This window comes from Sporomusa sp. 246TCP1 (assembly GCF_057319775.1).
Map to the genome: position 1 here is coordinate 59410 of NZ_CM170492.1, position 20901 is coordinate 80310.

General features: G+C 47.0%; 19 protein-coding genes and 1 pseudogene. 15 read left to right on the plus strand and 5 right to left on the minus strand.

Annotated elements, in window-relative coordinates:
- Positions 1-10: 10 nt before the first annotated feature.
- Together AC1ECB_RS00325 and AC1ECB_RS00330 are read right to left on the minus strand one after the other, a co-directional pair.
- Positions 11-883: a hypothetical protein gene (locus AC1ECB_RS00325; RefSeq protein WP_485666944.1), complete on the minus strand. Its 873-nt coding sequence runs from the start codon at positions 881-883 to the stop codon at positions 11-13.
- A gap of 23 nt (positions 884-906) precedes the next feature.
- On the minus strand, positions 907-1866 hold the full coding sequence (locus AC1ECB_RS00330) for a hypothetical protein (RefSeq protein WP_485666945.1): 960 nt from the start codon (positions 1864-1866) through the stop codon (positions 907-909).
- A gap of 250 nt (positions 1867-2116) precedes the next feature.
- Here AC1ECB_RS00330 and AC1ECB_RS00335 point away from each other — a divergent pair, with 250 nt between their 5' ends.
- From AC1ECB_RS00335 to AC1ECB_RS00400, 14 genes and pseudogenes are all read left to right on the plus strand, one after another.
- A complete protein-coding gene (locus AC1ECB_RS00335) occupies positions 2117-2755 on the plus strand; it encodes a class I SAM-dependent methyltransferase (RefSeq protein ID WP_485666946.1) in 639 nt (212 codons plus the stop codon).
- Positions 2756-3001: 246 nt separating this feature from the next.
- Positions 3002-3205 carry a TOBE domain-containing protein gene (locus AC1ECB_RS00340; protein ID WP_485666947.1) on the plus strand — a complete coding sequence of 68 codons (204 nt, stop codon included), beginning with the start codon at positions 3002-3004 and terminating at the stop codon, positions 3203-3205.
- A 404-nt stretch (positions 3206-3609) separates the two neighbouring features.
- Complete coding sequence (locus tag AC1ECB_RS00345; protein ID WP_485666948.1) at positions 3610-3825, plus strand: hypothetical protein; 216 nt, start codon at positions 3610-3612, stop codon at positions 3823-3825.
- Positions 3826-4011: 186 nt separating this feature from the next.
- A complete protein-coding gene (locus AC1ECB_RS00350) occupies positions 4012-6066 on the plus strand; it encodes a tetratricopeptide repeat protein (protein ID WP_485666949.1) in 2055 nt (684 codons plus the stop codon).
- A complete protein-coding gene (locus AC1ECB_RS00355; RefSeq protein ID WP_485666950.1) occupies positions 6063-7607 on the plus strand; it encodes a tetratricopeptide repeat protein in 1545 nt (514 codons plus the stop codon). The genes AC1ECB_RS00350 and AC1ECB_RS00355 overlap by 4 nt, the downstream gene beginning before the upstream one ends.
- Positions 7608-7611: 4 nt before the next feature.
- Positions 7612-8148: a glycosyltransferase family 9 protein gene (locus tag AC1ECB_RS00360; RefSeq protein WP_485666951.1), complete on the plus strand. Its 537-nt coding sequence runs from the start codon at positions 7612-7614 to the stop codon at positions 8146-8148.
- A gap of 45 nt (positions 8149-8193) precedes the next feature.
- Positions 8194-9993: a tetratricopeptide repeat protein gene (locus tag AC1ECB_RS00365; RefSeq protein WP_485666952.1), complete on the plus strand. Its 1800-nt coding sequence runs from the start codon at positions 8194-8196 to the stop codon at positions 9991-9993.
- Positions 9990-11591 (plus strand): tetratricopeptide repeat protein, encoded by a 1602-nt coding sequence (locus AC1ECB_RS00370; protein ID WP_485666953.1) that lies wholly within the window; start codon positions 9990-9992, stop codon positions 11589-11591. The genes AC1ECB_RS00365 and AC1ECB_RS00370 overlap by 4 nt, the downstream gene beginning before the upstream one ends.
- On the plus strand, positions 11588-13165 hold the full coding sequence (locus AC1ECB_RS00375) for a tetratricopeptide repeat protein (protein WP_485666954.1): 1578 nt from the start codon (positions 11588-11590) through the stop codon (positions 13163-13165). The genes AC1ECB_RS00370 and AC1ECB_RS00375 overlap by 4 nt, the downstream gene beginning before the upstream one ends.
- A 549-nt stretch (positions 13166-13714) precedes the next feature.
- Positions 13715-14023 (plus strand): annotated as a pseudogene (locus AC1ECB_RS00380) (MerR family DNA-binding transcriptional regulator); the annotation flags it as partial.
- A 59-nt stretch (positions 14024-14082) separates the two neighbouring features.
- Positions 14083-15210, plus strand: coding sequence for an RNA-guided endonuclease InsQ/TnpB family protein (locus tag AC1ECB_RS00385; protein WP_485666955.1), 1128 nt, complete (start codon positions 14083-14085; stop codon positions 15208-15210).
- 459 nt (positions 15211-15669) lie between these two features.
- Complete coding sequence (locus tag AC1ECB_RS00390) at positions 15670-16407, plus strand: energy transducer TonB (protein ID WP_485666956.1); 738 nt, start codon at positions 15670-15672, stop codon at positions 16405-16407.
- Between the two features lie 40 nt (positions 16408-16447).
- Complete coding sequence (locus AC1ECB_RS00395) at positions 16448-17038, plus strand: MotA/TolQ/ExbB proton channel family protein (protein WP_485666957.1); 591 nt, start codon at positions 16448-16450, stop codon at positions 17036-17038.
- 5 nt (positions 17039-17043) lie between these two features.
- On the plus strand, positions 17044-17472 hold the full coding sequence (locus AC1ECB_RS00400) for an ExbD/TolR family protein (protein WP_485666958.1): 429 nt from the start codon (positions 17044-17046) through the stop codon (positions 17470-17472).
- A 428-nt stretch (positions 17473-17900) separates the two neighbouring features.
- Here AC1ECB_RS00400 and map read toward each other — a convergent pair whose 3' ends face one another.
- From map to AC1ECB_RS00415, 3 genes are all read right to left on the minus strand, one after another.
- Positions 17901-18650 carry a type I methionyl aminopeptidase gene (gene map, locus AC1ECB_RS00405; RefSeq protein WP_485666959.1) on the minus strand — a complete coding sequence of 250 codons (750 nt, stop codon included), beginning with the start codon at positions 18648-18650 and terminating at the stop codon, positions 17901-17903.
- A 402-nt stretch (positions 18651-19052) separates the two neighbouring features.
- Entirely contained in the window at positions 19053-19322 is a 270-nt protein-coding gene (locus AC1ECB_RS00410) for a type II toxin-antitoxin system YafQ family toxin (protein ID WP_485666960.1), read from the minus strand.
- Positions 19322-19582 (minus strand): type II toxin-antitoxin system RelB/DinJ family antitoxin, encoded by a 261-nt coding sequence (locus tag AC1ECB_RS00415; RefSeq protein WP_485666961.1) that lies wholly within the window; start codon positions 19580-19582, stop codon positions 19322-19324. Before AC1ECB_RS00415 ends, AC1ECB_RS00410 begins: the two co-directional genes overlap by 1 nt.
- 407 nt (positions 19583-19989) lie before the next feature.
- Between AC1ECB_RS00415 and AC1ECB_RS00420 the strand changes: the two genes are divergently transcribed.
- Entirely contained in the window at positions 19990-20901 is a 912-nt protein-coding gene (locus tag AC1ECB_RS00420) for a glycosyltransferase (RefSeq protein WP_485666962.1), read from the plus strand.

Consider the following 20901-nt stretch of genomic DNA (forward strand, 5'->3'; position numbering starts at 1 on the left):
GATAGATTCTTTAACTTTCCCTAAAACACAGATAAGGATATTTTTCTATTATCGCCTGGATATTGTGGGGAAGTGTCTGATCAATCGTAATAAAATCGAATTCAAAGGCTCTTCCTGTACGACCGTAGAGATCTAGTCCATTGCTGATGCAATGTTTGATATGATCGGCCGAATAGGCATTGGCGGTTGATTCGACAATCGAATTTAATTTTTCCAGAATTCTTTCGATGCCGCCTAAATAGGAGAAATGCCAGCCGCCGTTGCTAATCCGGGGAAAAACATTGCGGTAGTTTCTAAACAGCTGCGGTATGGCAAGGTATTTTGCTTTGGTTATTGTCGTGCCATGCCATTTTTCCTTGCATTGGCAATTGACAAAATAGTAGTATAAGGTTTGCTCTAAAGCGAGCGGTGTTATATCCAATAACCCCGTGCCGTACTGGGTAAGCAAGCTTTCAGGAACTGTTATGAGCTGTTCGATATTTTGCCGGCAATCATCAGTACATAGTTCTGTGCTGCGGTTATTTTCAGTGAGTAATTTTATGGCGGCAGGAGCGGGGATTTCATCGATATCAGATATCAATATCAGATCTTCCGGACTGCTGGTTGTTAACCCCCGCGTAATGCAATTGCGCTGGTAGTTTTCCAGTTCCCACTCATTACTGGGGCAATCAGGCATGTCCTCTACTTTGACATAAATGATTTTAGCAAGATAGTCTGGCAACAGTGCGGTATTTTTTTCGAAATTAAAATTTTTGTTGTTATTCTTATGGGTTTTATTGGCTTCGACCACCACAAAATAATCAACAACATCGTGTAATAAATTCAGGCGCAGTTCCAGTAACTCAATTTCGTTAAAATAAGTAAAACAGTCATAAATTTTCATTCATACCACCTCCGAAAAATCCTTCAACCATCAATAAATACTGCTTTAAACTTAGCCATAACCGCCGCGGGGCTATACTGCTGCGAATAGGCGTCCCAATTTTTTTGCGGCTCTTTAGTAAAATTACATAGTATTTTCTCCAATTGTTCATAGTCCGCGTAATAGATTCCTTTGCTTCCCAGAATATCAATATGACAACGTTCCCGGATGAAATCGGCATTACAGGTTATGACAGGCTTATTGAAAATGGAAAATTCACCGCAGGTTAAGCCAAAACTTTCGCCCTGGCAGCGGGCATGCAGCATCGCATCACAGGTTTTAATGAATTTTACCTTGTAATCCAGATCAGCCGCGCCTTCCAGAAAGATGATGTTGTTCAGTTGGCTGCCAAAGTTTTCCGTATTCATAAACAGAAAGTAGATGTTTGGATTTTTCGCGGCAATTGTGGTTACCAAATCTTTGACAAAAGGGATATCAAACGTCTCCCAGCCGCCGTAACGGCCAAACACAGTTGCGTTTTCAGGGATATTCAATTCCTGGCGCAAATCCCCGGCAACAGCCGGCAAATGGACAATATGCGGTACATAGGGCATTATACCGCCGGTTATTGTCTGGCTTAACCATTCTGATATATAGGCATATACCTCACCATGAGGATCATAGTGCATAAATACGGCGTGGACGCAGTTTTTGATTCCTGACAACAATAGGCCGTCATTTTCCCCTGACTTAAGGGCATAAAAGATGTCTGCTTTTTCGTCCTCGGCCAACTGTTGCAATTGCGGCAGTGTATCATAATAAAACACCCGGAATCGCTGGTGAAATTTCTCCACCACCAGCGGATGATGCGGGTGCGGCCCGGCGCGTTTGACGGCAATCAGTGATTCATTATGCAAGATTTCCTCGTTATAGTGGGCGTAATCAAACAGCGCAACTTCCGTACCGCGCAATGACAATTGATTTGTATGGAATAAGATTTTCATAAGTTCCTCCTTCAGATACATTTGATAGTAATAAACCTTCCTTGATTAAAGATGGTTTAAACCAGCAAAAATGTTTTTTCATAACAATTTATCTTTTATAGTCATAACAGTAACTATTCCATCAGAACCAGTTGAAAGTGATCATTGCCAAAAAACGTTGAAAAAATCAAATGCAGTGAATGTTAGTATGTACAAGATAACTTTCGGGTTTCTGAGAGCGTACGAACAATAAGGGAGGAGTTCAGTTAATATGCTAAAAATTAATTATGGAACTACACAAGACACACGAGCTTATGTGCTAGATACCGTTGCTGATAAGAAACGAACACAAGAGTATCGTGTAATTGATATTGGCGGAGTAGCAGGGGAAGGCTGGACTGCGCCTATCGCGGATATGGTCATTGATATCTTAGCTGCTAACACCAAGCACTCGTTAAGCCTAGATATCTGTAACTACGAATCTTGGCGCAGCCTGGAAGAAATCGTACAAGCTAACGGTCGTTATGACTATGCTATTTGTACACATACTCTTGAGGACTTGTACGATCCATTGATAGCCTTGCGAAAACTTCCCCAAATTGCTAAACAGGGTATTATAACGATGCCCAGCATTAGATCAGAGCTAAGCAATGTCGAAAGCCAATATTGGGTAGGCTATATCCACCATCGTTGGCTATTTGACAAACTCGGCGATCAGATGCTAATTGTGCCCAAGCTTAATGCGTTAGAGATGTTGTGCGACAAAGGGCGGTTCCCCGCATCCCAGGAAGAGATATGTTACGAATGGTCAGAAGATATTCCCTACAAAATGTTTATGGATAATTATCTTGGACCAAATGTAGATGTCGTAATTGAAAATTATGATCGCTTGCTCAATAATATCAAATAAACTATGAGAAAAGCGCATATATCAAAATGACGAAAAAGGGCACCGGATCGGTGCCCTTTTTCAATTCAGCTTCTCAAAGACAAAGACTCTCCGCCCTTGTTTGGTTATCAAGAATCCTGAAGGGGGTATCAAATACATGAAAACAATCCTTGCAAAACCCCGTTGAAAAAATAGCATGCCGGGAATGTTAGTCAGTGTAAGGAGCTCTTACAGTGTAAGATTCCATAGGAAAGGAGGAATACCCTAATGACAACTTCCGCAAGAAATAATTTCCTGGCAACGGTTGCAGCTGTTGAACAAGATACTACTGTGACTAAACTCACGCTCGAGACAACTACCACTCCGTCATCCTGGACATCGCTGATTACACGTACGTCTGCTGATAAATTTACTGTCGGCCAAACTGTTGAAGGCATGGCCAACCCTGTTGATGTATGGGTAGCTAAATAAGTAAAGGTTTCCTATAAAACCGGCATCCGCATTCCTGCGGCTGCCGGTTTTTATAATCCAGATGGAAAGTTTAACTTCCCTGAACGACTATACACTAAAAGGCAAGCCAGCTTTTGACGGCGTCCTAAAGGACTTGGCACAAGCCAAAGCTTATCATACTATATCAGAATTACCTCTATCGAAACAGCAAAACGGAACTCCCACTTCGTACCTTAAACGGAACACCCAAAGAGGGTGCAGGCAGGTTGTGGTGGAAGTCTAGGAATGATCAATTGCCGGTATTTTTCTGAAAGGTAATAAAATTATACAGTAATCCGGTTTAAAAAAAGGAATCTATTGAATATCAATTAGTGTAAGCAGCTCCTTACATTGATAAAAATTAAATCAGAAGGGAGGGCCACATAATGACGTATAGTATACCACAAGGAAATCTACTCAGAGGAGTAATCACTAGTATTATCAAAGACACCTGTACCGGTGAAGTCCGCTACTCTCCATCCACTTTTTTTCCAGTAGGTACTACAGTGCAAGCGATTATTCCGTACACAACCGCTTTTGCCGTGGATGACACTGTCAGCTGCATGGTTAAAGCAACTGCAATGTCGATCAAGACTCTTTAATCAACATCCCTGTTTACAGTTTACGAAATAAGGTTAGTGATGAAAACCGGCAGTTCCGCAGTTATGCGGCTGCCGGCTTTTATTATATGTAAACATACACTAAAAACGGGTTGAAAAAAGCATGATTCATGAATGTATTTTGTAAACTTGCTATTTATATAAACTACAGAAAGCAGGTGGAACAGCATGCGGGAAAACCAAGCCGCAATGTGGCGGCAGCCGTCCCGGCAAGCGCAAAATTCTGCGCAGGGGCGAGAACTGTACCAAGCAGCGATAACCTATATTAATTGCGGCCAGGATGCTGAAGCGGTCCGCTGTCTCCGGGAAGCAATAGCCATTTGGCCGGAGGATGGGAACGCGTATTGCCTGCTGGGAAATGTTCTTAACCGACAGGGCCGGTCAGCAGACGCTATTCAATGCTACCAACAGGGCTTGGTCATTTGCCCTGACAGTGCCGCAACCTGGTATAACCTGGGGACGGCCCTGCTCGCAGTGCCAAGGCTGTCTGAAGCCGTCCGGGCGTTGCGGCAGACCATTGCGCTCCAGCCGGGTTTTTCCGGTTCCTATATTAATCTAGGCTATGCTTTGGAAGAGCAGGGCCTGTCCGGAGAGGCTCTGCAATGTTACCAACAGGGATTAGCAATATGCCCTGACAGTGCCGATTTATGGTACAACCTGGGAGCCGCCTTGCTCGCAGTGCCAAGACTGTCTGAGGCCGTCGAAGCGTTGCGGCAGGCCATCGTGCTCCAACCGGATTTTCTCTATGCCTATATTTGTCTGGGAAATGCCCTGAAAGAACAGGGCCTGGCTGAGGAAGCCATTCAGTGCTACCAACAGGGGCTGGCGCTTTATCCTGGCAATGCTGAATTGTGGTATAACCTGGGAACCGACCTGCTCGCAGTGCAAAAACTGTCTGAGGCCGTCCAGGCGCTGCAGCAGGCCATTGCACTCCAACCGGATTATGCCGCTGCCTATATCAATCTGGGGAATGCCCTTGAAGAACAGGGCCTGTCCGGGGAAGCCGTTCAATGCTACCAGCAAGGTTTAGCCGTTTGTTCTTGTGATGCCCAATTATGGTATAATCTGGGGACCCTTTTTGTCGAACTGCAAAGACTACCTGAGGCCGTCAAAGCGCTGCAACAGGCTGTCACGCTCCAACCGGATTTTGTTGATGCCTATGCTAATCTGGGAAACGCACTACAGTCTCAGGGAGAGGCTGAAGATGCCATCGCCGCTTATGACCGCGCTATCGCGCTGCAGCCTGCTAAGGCGGAACTATATTGCGACCGCTCGCTGGCTATTCTGCTCAGCGGCGACCTGGCCCGCGGCTTTGCTGAATTCAAGTGGCGCACAAAGGTTGACCGATACCGCCATGCTTATCAATGGTGGGATGACCAACCGCAATGGCGTGGCGAAAATTTTACCGGCAAACGCCTGCTGGTTTATGATGAACAAGGCTTCGGCGATGCCCTGCAATTTTGCCGTTACCTGCCGCTGGTCAAAGCCCGGGGCGGCAGCGTGCAATTCTCGACCAAGCGGCCGCTGCTGCGCCTGTTTGCCAATTTTCCCGGAATTGATGAACTAATAGAACATACTGCCGCAGCCATTGCCCGGACCCAATTTGACCTGGTTGTGCCCCTGCTGAGTCTGCCCCATATTTTCGGCACAACATTACGCACTATTCCGGCAAGCGTTCCTTATCTGACAGTCGACCAGCACTTGGTGGCAACCTGGCAAAACAAAGTGAATTGCCGGGAAGCAGACCTGCGGGTAGGCTTAGTATGGGCCGGCAGTCCGGAGAACATCCCCGGGCGTATCCGCACCTGCGGCCTCAAAGCAATGTTGCCCCTGGCAGACATACTTGGCGTGACTTTCTACAGTTTGCAAACAGGCGAGGCGGCCAGCGAGGCCAATACGCCACCGCCTGGGATGCGGCTTATTGACCTGACATACGATATTGGCGATTTTGCCGATACCGCCGCGCTGATTATGAATCTCGACCTTGTACTATCAGTCGATACCGCCGTCGCCCATTTGGCGGGCGCACTGGGCAAGCCTGTCTGGACGCTGCTGCCCGCGGTCGGCGACTGGCGGTGGTTATTGGCCAGGAACGACACTCCCTGGTATCCGACCATGCGCCTGTTTCGCCAGAGTGCTCCGGGCGACTGGAGCGGTGTTATGACGGCGGTTGCTCAGGCGCTAAAAATGCTGGCGGCAGCGAAAGCTGGTGTAATAGCATGAGCGAAAACCAAGCCGGAATGCAGCAACAACTGCCCGTCCAAGCCGTCCAGGACCTGGCCGATGCTCTAACGCATTGCAAATTAGGCTGTACTTTGCAGGAACAAGGCCGGTTAACAGATGCTCTCATTAGCTTCTGCCGCGCATTAACGCTTAACCCTAATTATATTCAAGCGTTGTGCAATTTAGGTGTTGTTCTGCACAAGCTGGGGCGGTCTGGTGAAGCGATACAATGTTTTCAGAAGGCACTGGCGTTGGAGCCTGATTCTGCGAACTCTGCCAAAGCCATTTTATGGTATAACCTGGGGAGCGTCCTGCTTGAAGTGCCAAGACTTTCTGAGGCTGTCGCAGCGCTGCGGCAGGCCATCGCGCTTCAGCCGGATTTGGCCGAGGCCTATACGCATTTGGGAAATGGCCTGCTTATGCTGCAAAGACCGTCTGAGGCCGTGGCGGCCCAGCAACAGGCCATCGCGCTCCAACCGGATTTGGCCGGCGCCTATAGTAATCTGGGAAATGCGCTGCAGGCCCAGGGAAAGGTTGCAAACGCCATTGCTGCATATAATCGCGCCATTGCGCTGAATCCTGCCGACCCGGATGTATATAATAATCGCGCACAGGCTATCTTGCTCAGTGGCAATCTGGCCTACGGCTTTGCGGAATATGAATGGCGGACAAAACTTAACTGGCTGCGTGATTTTTATGAATGGTTTGATGACATGCCGCGCTGGCAAGGCGAAAATTTTGTTGGCAAACGCCTGCTGGTTTATGATGAGCAAGGCTGTGGGGACGCCATTCAGTTTAGCCGCTACCTGCCGCTGGTCAAAGCCCGGGGCGGTATTGTGCAATTTTCCACCAAACAGCCATTATTGCGCTTATTTGCAAATTTCCCCGGCATTGATGAACTGGTAGAACATACGGAAGCAGCCATTGCCCGGACAGAATCCGACCTGGCTGTGCCTTTAATGAGCCTGCCCCATATTTTGGGCACAACACTGCCTACTATTCCGGCGGATATTCCTTATCTGACTGCCGACCGGCGCAGCATTAATCTATGGAGCAGCAAAATGAATTGTGCCGGCACAGACCTGCGGGTAGGTTTAGTCTGGGCCGGTAATCCGGCAAATGTCTCCGGGCAAATCCGCACCTGCGGCCTGCAAGCAATGTCGCCGCTGGCCTGCATACCTGGCGTGACTTTCTACAGCCTACAAAAAGGCGAGGCGGCTCAGGCGGTACATACGCCACCGTCCGGCATGCGCCTCATTGACCTGACAGACGATATTGTGGATTTTGCCGATACTGCAGCCTTGATTATGAATCTTGATCTTGTTATATCGGTCGATACTGCCATAGCCCATCTGGCAGGCGCACTGGGCAAGCCGGTCTGGACGCTGCTGCCGGCGGCCAACGAATGGCGGTGGTTATTGGACAGAAGCGACACTCCCTGGTATCCGACCATGCGCCTGTTCCGCCAAATCGCTCCGGGTGATTGGAGTGGTGTAATGACGGCGGTAGTTCAGGAGTTAAGAAAGTGGAAAGAGATGTGAGATTATGTATCTAACTGTTGAACAGCGCAGTATTGACACCTGGCATAACAAGATTAATTGTCCCGGCTCACACCTCCGGGTAGGATTAGCCTGGGACGGTAATCAGGAAAACATTCCCAGACAAAGCCGCATCTGCGGCCTCGATGCGCTGGTTCCATTGGCACGCATACCGGGTGTGACTTTTTATAGTTTGCAAAAAGACGCAACAGCCAATGCGGCCAACACACCGCCGCCGGGGATGCGGCTCGTTGACCTGACAGCAGATATTGCTGATTTTGCTGATACCGCCGCGCTGATTATGAATCTCGACCTTGTTATTGCAGTCGATACCGCTGTAGCCCATTTGGCAGGTGCGCTGGGCAAGCCTGTCTGGACGCTGCTGCCGTCAGCCGGTGAATGGCGGTGGTTATTAGCCAGAAACGACACCCCATGGTATCCGACTATGCGCCTGTTTCGTCAGACCACCCCCGGAGATTGGAGCGGCGTAGTGGCGGCGGTGGAGCAGGAGCTAAGAGCAGTGTTGTCAGCGACAGCTAAGTAAGTAAAGGAAAGACCTTATCCTATGTCTGGAAGGCAGGTGAATCGTATGAATAAAAGCCCAGCAGAAGCGCAGCGGCTGCTGTTGCTGGGAAATGCCCATAAAGAGCAGGGGCTGTTAGAGGATGCTATTCAATGTTACCAGGCAGGAGTAACGCTTTGCCCCGGTAGTGCTGAACTATGGTTTGCCCTGGGAACCACCCTGCTCGAAGTTGCCAGATTGCCTGAGGCTGTTGCAGCCTTGCAACAAGTAATTGCCCTCCAACCGGATTCTGTCGGCGCATATATGAATCTGGGCAATGCCTTTAATGAACAGGGACGCTGTGAGGACGCCATGCAATGCTTCCAAAAAGGGCTAGCTATCTGTCCTGATAGTGGCGTTTTATGGTTTAACCTGGGAATTGCCTTTATCTCATTGTCAAGGCTGTCTGAGGCTGCGGCAGCATTCCAGCAGGCCATCGCGCTTCAGCTTGATTTTCTTAATGCCTATCTTTGTCTGGGAAGTGTCCTTAAGGAGCAGGGGCTATCTGAGGCTGCCGTTCAATGCTACCAAAAGGGGTTGGCTATTTGTCCTAGCGATGCCCAATTATGGTTTAACCTGGGGACAACTCTACTCGAACTGCGAAGTCTGTCTGAGGCCGCCGCAGCATTGCAACAGGCCATTGTACTGAAACCGGATTTGGCCGCAGCTTATAATAACTTGGGAAATGTCCTGCTCAAATTGCAAAGACTGTCTGAGGCCGTTGAAGTGCTGCAACAGGCCATCGCGCTCAAACCGGATTATACTGATGCCTGTATTAATCTGGGAAATGCGCTGCAGGCTCAAGGCAAGGTTGAAGACGCCATTGCTGCTTATAACCGTGCTATAGCACTAGATCCTTCAAATCTGGAAGTATACTATAATCGCGCAACGGCTATCCTGCTCAGCGGCAACCTGTCCCACGGCTTTGCTGAATATGAGCGGCGCATGAAAATCCCCCGGTTCCATCATTTTTATGAATGGTTTGACGATAAACCGCGCTGGAGTGGTGAAAATTTTGCCGGCAAACGCTTGCTGGTTTATGATGAACAAGGCTTCGGAGATGCCCTGCAATTTTGCCGTTACCTGCCACTGGTCAAAGCCCGGGGCGGCAGCGTACAATTCTCAACTAAGCCGCCGCTGCTGCGCCTGTTTGCCAATTTCCCTGGTATTGATGAATTGCTTGAACATACCATGGCAACAATTGCTCAGGCACAATTTGACCTAGCGGTTCCTCTGCTGAGTCTGCCCCATATTTTTGGCACGACATTACAAACTATCCCGGCGGTCGCTCCTTATCTAACTGCCAATTCGCACTCAATTGCTGCATGGCGCCGTAAAATGAATTGTCCCGGAACAAACTTGCGGGTGGGATTAGTCTGGGCTGGTAATCCGGCAAACATCTCCGGACAAATCCGTACCTGCGGCCTCAAAGCGATGTTGCCACTGGCCTGCATACCAGGCGTGACTTTCTACAGCCTGCAAAAAGGCGAAGCGGCCCAAGAGGCTAATACGCCGCCGACCGGGATGCGACTCATTGATTTGATAGACGATATTGAGGATTTTGCTGATACTGCCGCCCTGATTATGAATCTTGATCTTGTAGTATCAGTTGATACCGCCGTAGCCCATTTGGCAAGTGCCCTAGGCAAGCCGGTCTGGACGCTGCTGCCGGCAGCCAGTGAGTGGCGGTGGTTATTGGACAGAAATGATACCCCCTGGTATCCGACCATGCGTCTGTTCCGCCAGAGCATTCCGGGCGACTGGAACAGTGTATTGACAGCAGTCGTCCGGGAGTTGAGTGTATGGCAGGCAGGTGGAACAGTATGAGCGAAAACCAATCTGAAGCGCTGCGACAAGTGTCACCGGGAAAAGCCCTTACAGAACAGGGGCAGTCGGAGGAGTCTGTTCAACACTGCCAGGAAGCATTGGTGCTTTGTCCTGACAATGCCGATTTATGGTACCAATTGGGAACTACCCTGCTTGCATCGCAAAAACTATCTGAGGCTGCTCAAGCATTGCGACGGGCAATTGCGCTTAAACCCGATTTTGCCAAGGCCTATAATAATTTGGGCGGCGCTCTCAAAAAACAGGGCCTATACGAGGAAGCCATTCAATGTTACAAAAAAGGGTTGGCACTTTGCTCTGAAAGTGCTCAATTGTGGTATAACCTGGGGACTACTCTGCTCGCAGTGCCGAGACTGTCTGAGGCTGTGGCAGCGCTGCAACAGGCCATCACCCTCAAACCGGATTTGGCTGAGGGTTATACTAATCTGGTAAATGCCCTGTTTAAAATGCGAAGAACGACTGATGTCGTCAAAGTACTGCAACAGGCCATCGCGCTCCAACCGGATTGTGCCGCGACCCATAATAATTTGGGCTTTGCACTTCAATCCCAGGGAAAGGCTGCAGATGCCATCGCTGCTTTTGACCGGGCTATTACGCTGAATCCCACAGATCCGGAGGTATATAATAACCGCGCGCAGGCTATTCTGCTCAGCGGCAACCTGATCCGCGGCTTTGCTGAATATGAATGGCGCACGAAAGTCAACCGATACCGACGGTTTTACGAAGGGTTTGACAGCTTACCACGCTGGGGCGGTGAAAATTTAGCCGGCAAACGTCTGCTGGTTTATGATGAGCAGGGCTTCGGGGATGTCCTGCAATTTTGCCGCTATCTGCCACTGGTCAAAGCCCGGGGCGGTATTGTGCAATTCTCGACAAAACAGCCGCTGCTCCGCCTGTTTGCTAACTTCCCCGGAATTGATGAACTAATCGAACATACTGCGGCAGCAATTGCCCGGACACAATTTGACCTATCGGTGCCCCTGCTGAGTTTGCCTCATATTTTCGGCACAACCTTACAGACTATTCCGGCGAGCATTCCTTATCTGACTGCCGATCAGCACTCTATTGCTGCCTGGCGCAGCAAAATGAATTGCTCCAGCACAGACCTCCGGGTAGGATTAGCCTGGGCCGGTAATCCGGAAAACATCCCCGGACAAATCCGCACCTGCGGCCTCAACGCGATGTCTCCCCTGGCCGGCATACCAGGCACGACTTTCTACAGCTTGCAAACAGGCGCGGCGGCCAAGGAGGCCAATACATCGCCACCTGGTATGCGGCTCGTTGACCTGACTGACGATATTGCCGATTTTGCCGATACTGCCGCATTGCTTATGAACCTAGACCTGGTTGTGTCTGTTGACACAGCCGTAGCCCATTTGGCAGGCGCGCTGGGTAAGCCTGTCTGGACGCTGTTGCCGTCAGCCGGCGAATGGCGGTGGTTATTGGCCAGGAGCGATACTCCTTGGTATCCGACTATGCGCCTGTTCCGTCAGAGCGCCCCAGGCGACTGGAGCGGCGTAATGACAGTGGTAGCTCAGGAGTTAAGAATGCTGGCAGTGAAAGCAGGTGAAATATCATGAATGAAAACCAATCCCAAGCGCAGCAACAGCTGTTGCTGGGAAATGGCCGTAAAGAGCAGGGGATGCTGGAGGCTGCCATCCAATGCTACCAGGAAGGGGTAATTCTTTGCCCTGGTAATGCCGAATTATGGTTTAACTTAGCGAGCACGTATCTCGCTTTGCGAAGACTACCTGAAGCCGTAGAAGCCTTTCAACAGGTAATCGCGCTCAGACCTGATTTAGCCGGCGTCTATAACAATCTGGGCGGGGCCCTAATCGAGTTGTCAAGACTGCCTGAGGCTGCCAAAGTGTTGCAACAGGCAATTGCGCTTCAACCAAATTTTGCCGAGGCCTATTCTAATCTGGGAAATGCCCTGCTCAAAATGCACAAGCCATTCGAGGCCGCGGAAGCGTTGCAGCAGGCCATCACGTTAAAACCGGACTTTGCCGGGGCTTATATTAGTCTGGGAGATGCTCTTCTCAAATTACAACGACCGTCTGAAGCCGTCGAAGTGTTGCAACAGGCAATCACTATCAAACCGGATTTGTTCGGTGCCTATATTAATCTTGGCAATGCGCTGCAGTCCCAGGGAAAGGCTGAAGATGCCATTGCCGCTTATAACCGCGCTGTAAGGTTGAATCCTGCAGATCCGAGGGGATATAATAACCGTGCTCAGGCTATCTTGCTCAGCGGCGACCTGACCCGCGGCTTTGCTGAATATGAATGGCGTACTAAAGTCAACCGGTACCGGCATTTTTATGAATGCTTTGATAGCCGGCCGCGCTGGTGTGGTAAAAATTTTGCCGGCCAGCGTCTGCTGGTTTATGATGAGCAAGGCTTCGGCGACACCCTGCAATTTTGCCGTTATTTGCCGCTGGTCAAAGCCCGGGGCGGTATTGTGCAATTCTCAACAAAACAGCCGCTGCTCCGCCTGTTTGCTAACTTTCCCGGAATTGATGAACTAATTGAACAAACTGCAGCAATTACTCAGACACAATTTGACCTAACTGTGCCCCTGCTGAGTCTGCCCCATATTTTTGGCACAACCTTACAGACTATTCCGGCGAGCGTTCCTTATCTGACTGCCGATCAGCACTCTATTGCTGCCTGGCGCAGCAAAATGAATTGTTCCGGTACAAACCTCCGGGTAGGATTAGCCTGGGCCGGTGATCCGGCAAACATCCCCGGACAAATCCGCACTTGCGGCCTTAAGGCGATGTCTCCCCTGGCCGGAATACCAGGCACGACTTTCTACAGCCTGCAAAAAGGCGCGGCGGTCAAGGAGGCCAATACAGCGCCACCTGGTATGCGGCTCATTGACCTGACAGAGGATATTGCCGATTTTGCCGATACTGCCGCTTTGATTATGAACCTCGACCTGATGGTGTCTGTTGATACAGCTGTAGTTCATTTGGCAGGCGCACTGGGTAAGCCGGTCTGGACGCTGCTGCCGGCGGACGGCGAATGGCGGTGGTTATTGGCCAGAAGCGACACTCCCTGGTATCCGTCCATGCGCCTGTTCCGTCAGAGCACTCCTGGCGACTGGAACGGCGTAATGACAGCGGTAGCTCAGGAATTAAGGCTGTTAGTATAGCAGCGTAAACTATTATCAGTAAGGTTAGTGGTATAAAACAGATGAATGCAAGCAACCACGCAGCCGCCTTCAGCCCATGATTGAAATCAGTGGGCTAAAGGCGGCTTTGCTGCTATAATAGGAATTTTTTTAAAACTTACCAAAACGTGGCAGGAATTTGATTATTGATGTAGAATGCTGTAAAAAATACATAACAAAACAAATACAAACAATAGTAACCATTGATTTATTTTTACTTAGTATATTTTAATTTGGTTTAGTTTATTTTTCTTGTCCAGATAGAAAGTGAAATTTTCCCTTGATAGAATGACTAAGGCATCTGCCGGCGCCCTAAGGGACTTGGCATAAGCCAAGTCCTCTATAGGCGACGCTTATTCAGGTGGAGTTGACTCTCCACCTGAACCTTTGATGCTTCAGCTTTGCTGAAACGAGTTCACTAAGTATCACGTGACGCACTCCCCCCACCTAAGCGGTGAGGGCTAACAACAGTTAACGAATGTTTATGAAAGCATATAAAACATTATGGAATTATTATACAATTATAGCATTATGAAATATTACTCAATCGGTGAATTTGCGGAATTAATTAGCGTAATACAACAAACTCTTAGAAATTGGGATAAGGTTGGTAAACTAAAACCCAGTCATATAGGAAAAAGTGGATACAGGTATTACTCCCAACAACAACTCCAATATTATTTAGGGCTTAAAGGCGAAAATCCAACCATAAGAAAAGTTGTAGGATATTGCAGAGTATCGAGTAATAAACAAAAGGATGACCTTGAGCGTCAAGTAGAAAATGTTAAATCATATATGTTAGCTAAAGGCTATTCGTTTGAGGTTGTTACAGATATAGGCAGAGTTACAAGGCCGGAGAGCTAATAAAGCCAGGAAGATGATAAAGGAGTTGCTGGAGGATGATAACGGCGCTGAAAGTTAGGCTTGAACCTAATAATAAGCAAATGTCTAAATTATTTCAGAGTGCTGGCACAGCCCGCTGGGCATATAATTGGACACTTGCAAAGCAAGAAGAAAATTATAAAAACGGCGGTAAGTTTATAATCGACAGGGATTTAAGAAAAGAATTAACCATTTTAAAACAGACAAAAGAATTAAATTGGCTTACTAACTATAGCAACAATATAACAAAACAAGCAATAAAAGATGCCTGTGATGCGTATTATAAGTTTTTTAAAGAATTAGCTGAAAAACCCAAGTTTAAAAGCAGAAAGAAAAGCCAGCCAAAATTCTATCAGGATACAGACAAGATAAAATTTAAAAATGGTAAGGTGCGACTTGAAAAGATAGGTTGGATTGAGCTCTCTGAGAAAAACAGGATACCTGAGAATGCTAACTATACTAATCCAAGAGTAACATTTGATGGTGTACACTGGTACGTATCGGTAGGTATCGAAATACAGTCTGAGTCTGTTGACTTGACGGGTGAAAGTATTGGGATTGACGTTGGTATCAAGTATTTAGCGGTTTGCTCCCAAATTGAGAAGCCATATAAAAACATCAATAAAAGTAAGAAAATTAAAAGACTGGAAAAGAAATTGCGCAGGTTGCAGCGCAAAGTATCAAATAAATATGATAAAAACAAGAAAGGAGAGCGTTACGTTAAAACAGGCAACATTATAAAGCTTGAACATAACATTAGAAAGTTGCATAAACGTCTTGATAATATCAGAACAAACTACAGGCATGAAGTAACTACCGAAATAGCGAAAACCAAGCCAGCGAGGATAGTTATGGAAAGTCTGAATATCAGTGGAATGATGAAAAATAAGCATTTATCCAAAGCTATACAGCAACAAGGACTCTACGAATTTAGAAGGTTTATTCAGTATAAAGCGGAGAGACAAGGTATTGAATTTATAGAAGCCGACAAATGGTATCCATCATCAAAGACCTGTTCAGTATGTGGGCATGTAAAAGCCAAACTGTCACTTTCTGAAAGGGAATTTCGATGTGAGTGCTGTGGTGCTGTAATAGACCGAGATAAGAACGCAAGTATTAATTTATCAAGATATGAAGTATCATAAAACACTTAACGTATTATGGTGCTGTGTACCGTGAGTTACACGGGAATTTAAGCCTCTGGAGCATCATATCAAACGATAGTAGGTACGCCGAGGTCGGATGCGATGAATGAGGAAGCAAACATAAACTTTTATAATGTATTTATATGGTTTTATAAGTTTTGCGTAACGGCTTCTTGTTCGTAGCGACGGCTAATGCTGATATAAATTTCAAGCTACTTTTGTTGGTCTAATGGATCATATATGAATTAGGCTGTATCTACTATTCTGCAGCTTTCATTTTGGATAGTGAGTGCAGCATTACCTATTTAACTGACGGTGGGGTGATAAAGTATGAAGGCGAGAGCAGCGTGTGTGTGACAAACAACCTAAGCTAGTGAACTCGTTCAGCAAAGCTGAACATCGAATTTTCAATGAGCTGAGTAAACTTTGTCAGCTGAAATCAAAGAAAGGAGGTTAGACATGTATTACGTTACCGAGTACCCCTATTTTAAAACAACTGGAATTTCCCTGTTTCTGCATGGTGCCTTGCTTGTCGCACTGCTTGTGTTAAGACCATTTGCTGCCACGCAGCCGCCGGTCATAACCGCAGTCGAGATTGTATCAGTCACCGAACCAGCTGCGCCAGAGCCAGGGGCTGCTGTCAGCGAAGCGTCTCCCCCGCCGGCACCACCGGCAATGGCGCAGCCCACTCCCCAGACTCCGGCCCCTGCCCAACCCCTGCCCCCTATGGTGCCGGATGAATTGAGTACAACCCCAACTGCACAACCTGTTTTTGCCGGAGCAACGGCTGCTGCAAGTGAACCAAGTGCCTTTGCCTTTGCGGCTACTGGAATACCAGGAGGAAGCGGCACTGTGGCGACAGCAACCGGCAGCGGCAGCGGGACCCAAGTGGGGTCAAGGGGGAATGGTAGTGGAGAACGGACGCGCGGCTCTGCTACTTATGCTCCGAAACCCCGTTACCCGCAGGCCGCCAGGCGCGATGGCTGGGAAGGCAGCGTGTTGCTGCGCATCCGGGTTGAAACAGATGGATCAGTTACCGTGCTGTCGGTACTTGAGGGCGGTCGCTCTGATATTGAGGAAACTGCTGTGGAAACAGTAAGTCAATGGCGGTATTCACCTGACCGTGACGAGAACGGTGAACCGGTAGCTGCTTCCAAAAGCATACGCATCAAATTTAATCTTCATGATGAGGAATAAGCAAACCATAACAATCCAATTTTACGAAAGGATGATAGTAATGTCCGAACTTCTTAAAGGAGGCTGGATGATGCTGCCCTTGGCGCTGTGCTCCATTATTGCAGTCGCCATCATCATCGAACGTTTTTTCTTCTTTAAACGCATGGGCAAGGCAGCTATAGCCGAAGAGGTGCTTGAGCTGGTTAATTACGGGCGCATTAACGATGCCTTGGCCCTAACAAAAAAATCATCATTGCCACTGGCAAAGGTGATGGCAGCCGGTATAACCCACCAGCTTGATGCCGCCAAAGCTATGGAATCGGCTGGAATTACCGAGTGCTCTGTTATGAAACGGGGTTTATCCGTACTTGATACCATTGTTACACTCTCTCCCTTGCTTGGCCTTCTGGGTACCATAATCGGCATGATCAACTCGTTCCAGATTATGGCCCTGGTCGGTACAGGACAACCCCATGCTGTTACCGGCGGAGTTGCTGAAGCGCTCATCGCCACCGCAACCGGTATAACTGTGGCAGTAATCGCTCTCATACCTTATAACTACTTTGTGGCCCGGATTGAGCGGGAAACCGAGGTAATTGAACATTATGCAACCCGGCTTGAAATGGCGCTGACCACGCAATCGCAGGAGTGATGATAATGAAAATAGCACGAAAACCAATGAAGAAGGCCCGTATCGAGATTATTCCGATGATTGACACGATGTTTTTCCTGTTAGTGTTCTTTATGCTGGCTACCCTCACAATGACAACCCAGTCCGGCCTGCCGGTAAATCTCCCCCAGGCCAACGGCGTGCAAGATGAAACAAAGCAGATAGTGACGCTGACACTAACCCAGGATGGAAATATCTTTTATGATAAGCAACAAATCAACTCGCCGGCCGAAGCTGTGTCGCGGCTTACTCAACAAAACAAACGCGATCTGCTGCCGGCGGTAATAATTAATGCCGACCGCGGTGTTGAACACGGTCGCGTGGTTGAACTACTGGACGCTGTCCGTCAAAGCGGCATAATAAAGGTTGCCATAGCGGTAAAACCATCAGGTAATAGTACGGTAACCCATATGTGATTTACAGGTCAGGATAACGAAGAGCATAAAGCGAGCTATGGATAACTTAGAGATAAGTTATCCATAGCTCGCTTATTTTATAGTAAAGTATAAATTTTGGGAGTCGTGGAGGTCTTAAAGAAATTGTGCCCCCATAAGGTGGTACCCCGGCAACCCTCGTAACTCCCGTAACTCCCGTAACCCCCCGGCCTTTGCCGGAAAAAGCGTTCCGCAGGAGAAAAGCCGGGCGGTATTCCGTTAAAAAATCCGTACTGTTTGAGCGTAGCGAGTTTACGGATTTTAGGAATATCGCCCGGCTTTTCAGCTTTTGGAGGCGTTGGGCCTAGAGCTTTTGTTACTTTTGGGGCAATGCCAAAAGTAAAACCCCCTCACATTGTGTTCCATTGACTAAACTTAAGACGATGGACCTCGATAGCGTTTTTCTTATACTATTTTTGCTCAGTTAAAATTAACGGCCCGTTAGCTGTGATAGCAATCGTGTGTTCATATTGAGCGGATAGTGTACCATCAACAGTTCTTGCTGTCCAGCCGTTTCGATCTATTTGGCACTGCCAGGTGCCGATGTTAACCATTGGCTCTACCGTTATGACCATGCCTTCCTGCAAGCGGCTTCCTTTGCCCGGTTTACCATAGTGGAGAATAACCGGGTCTTCATGAATGGTTCGTCCGATGCCATGGCCGCCAAAATCTCTGACAATTGACAGGCCTGCCGTTTCCACACAGGTTTGTATAGCATGACCAATATCCCCTAGCCGGCTTCCGGCCTGTGCTTGTTCAATGCCTTTATACATAGACTCTTTAGTGATTTGCAACAGGTGTTTGGCCTCAGCAGAAATATTGCCAACTGAATAAGTCCAAGCTGAGTCGGCAAGGGCGCCGTTTAAGTTAACAACAAAGTCAACTGTTACAATATCGCCGTCTTGCAGTGGTTTGCTATTAGGAAATCCATGACAAATTTCATCGTTAATAGAGGCACAGGTAGCATATTTATAACCCAGATAACCTTTTTGCTCCGGCGAGGCGTTCCGGTTTGCTAAATAATCTTCAACAAATTTATCAATTTCTAATGTCGTAATACCCGGCTTGATAATTTTTCTGATTTCCTGGTGACAACAAGCCAGCATTTTACCTGCTTCATGCATCATTTTTATTTCCCGCTCGCTTTTTAATTCAATCATGCCAGGTTCCTCCTCAATCAGTTTACTTTTTAGAGATAATGAATAAGTCATATATATATATATATTACAAGAAGTAAAAAAAATTAATGGCTAACAGGTTAAGAATGTAGGGTTACATTGCGGCTAAATTGCAGGTAAGCAATGGTTCGGATTTACCAAAATAAAAGCGACCAAGATACTACGCCCCAGTCGCTTATTTTCCGAAAAAATTCTAGGTTTTTTTAGTTTACAGAAGATTATCGGACTTAACTTCATCATTTTGGCTTCCATCTTAAGAATAGCGTTATTTTGTTGGTGAGACCCCAATATATAAACTGGATAATTGCCAATAATAGAAACCAGTAACCGCAAAAGCGCGAGTTACTGGTTTCTATTATTGGTATAATTATTTACTAGCGGATATTACTTAAATAATTCCGAATGTGTACCGGTACGCTCAAATATGATTTTTTCTGATTCCGGTTTATAAATTAATAGCCAATCTGGTTCGATATGGCATTCGCGCCGGTTGGCATAATTACCGATAAGGCTATGGTCACGGTTGCGGATGGGAATTGATTCTTCGTTAGCAATCTTGCGAATAATGTCTTTTAACTTTTCCATATCGCGGCCTCGACGTTGGGCTTTCTTTGTATCTCTTTCAAATTGCTTAGTAAAAACAGGTTGCAGCATCAGATATTTAGTTGACTGAACATATCGTCAGCATCTTTGCAATACACTAAGTTTTTACCTTCATCAGTATCTTTAAATGTTCGCAAAGTTTCTTCATTTGGTATTTCGACTAAAAAAGGCAAACCGCGCCGTAACTCTACTTGCCGGTAGAATAAGGTTATCGCTTCAGTAGGAGTCAGGCCAAGCTTATCAAAAATGTTTTCAACTACTTGTTTGAGGTCTGATTCAACTCGCGCTTTTACAACTGCGTCTTTTGCCATTTATGCCACCTCACAATAAAATTTCTTGTTAATTATATTGTACACCATTTGGTACACAAATAAAAGCGATTTAGGATTCATTCTTATATTTTCAACATGCATGACTACACGGTTAATTCTGCTCATAATATGAAATCAAATTTTTCTGCTCAAACGCCAAACCTAACCTTTTCCTCACTGTGGTTTCTTCATTCGGATAACCGCAACCCGTTACCCCGCGGGAATAGGGGTTTTTTTTATTATAATCACAACTGCACCTTTGGGGTGCAGTTGTGATTATCCCTAAAAGAAAAGGGGTTGAAAAAACACCTGAGTTATGAATGTTTCTATTAGACGTCCTATTTACCGTTTAATCACCGAAACAAACGGTATGATGGGAAATTCGATGAGAAGAGAGGGAGCGTATTATGGAAACGGTTACTATCGGCATGCCTGTTTATAATGGGGCGAAGTATATACATTCAACCTTGCAATCGTTGCTTAATCAGACTTTTTCCGATTTTAAAATTCTTATCTGCGATGATGGTTCGACAGATGGAACGTTAGATATCTGCCAGGCTTTTGCAGCCAGGGATAAGCGCATTAAAATTATCAACAATGAGACTCGGCTGGGCGGGGCCAGGAATTTCAATAAAACGTTTGACTTATCTGAGGGAGAGTTTTTTATGTGGGCAAGTCAGGATGACATTTTTCACCCGGACTATATTGCCAAGTGCTTAAAAAAACTCCAAGAATCGCCTGATTGTATCCTGGCACTCAGTGAAATCGATTTTATTGATGAATATGGCAATAGTCGCGGCGCTGTTGATTACAGCAATATTGGCACCGCAGGGATGCCTGTGGAAATGCGCATCCGGGAAGTTTTCCGCAGAGTAGGCTGGTGGGCTATTTACGGCATTATCCGGCCTGAAATGCTGCGTCAAACCAAAATGTACCGGAGTGAGTTTGCGGGCGATGTTGTTTTAATTGTCGACATGTTGTTGCAGGGAAATATGGCCAAAGTAGAAGAACCTTTATTTTTCTATCGCTTGCCACTGAATCCGGGAACAGTGGCACAAAATTTGCAAAGTATTGACCATACAAAAAAGTTGCCTGATAAACCATATACCGCTTTTTTGCAGTCGGTAATCAGATGCATTGCCGAATCAGACCATAGTGTGGAAGACAAGTTAAAAACGATTAATGTCTTAATTTGGACGATAGCGAACGAAAACGGGTTTATTAATGAAAAGTTAATTTATGAAAATATGTCCGACTATGTTTCCTTAGCACTGGGAAAAAATCTGTGTCTCATGAATTCCCAAAATGGAGGTGAATAA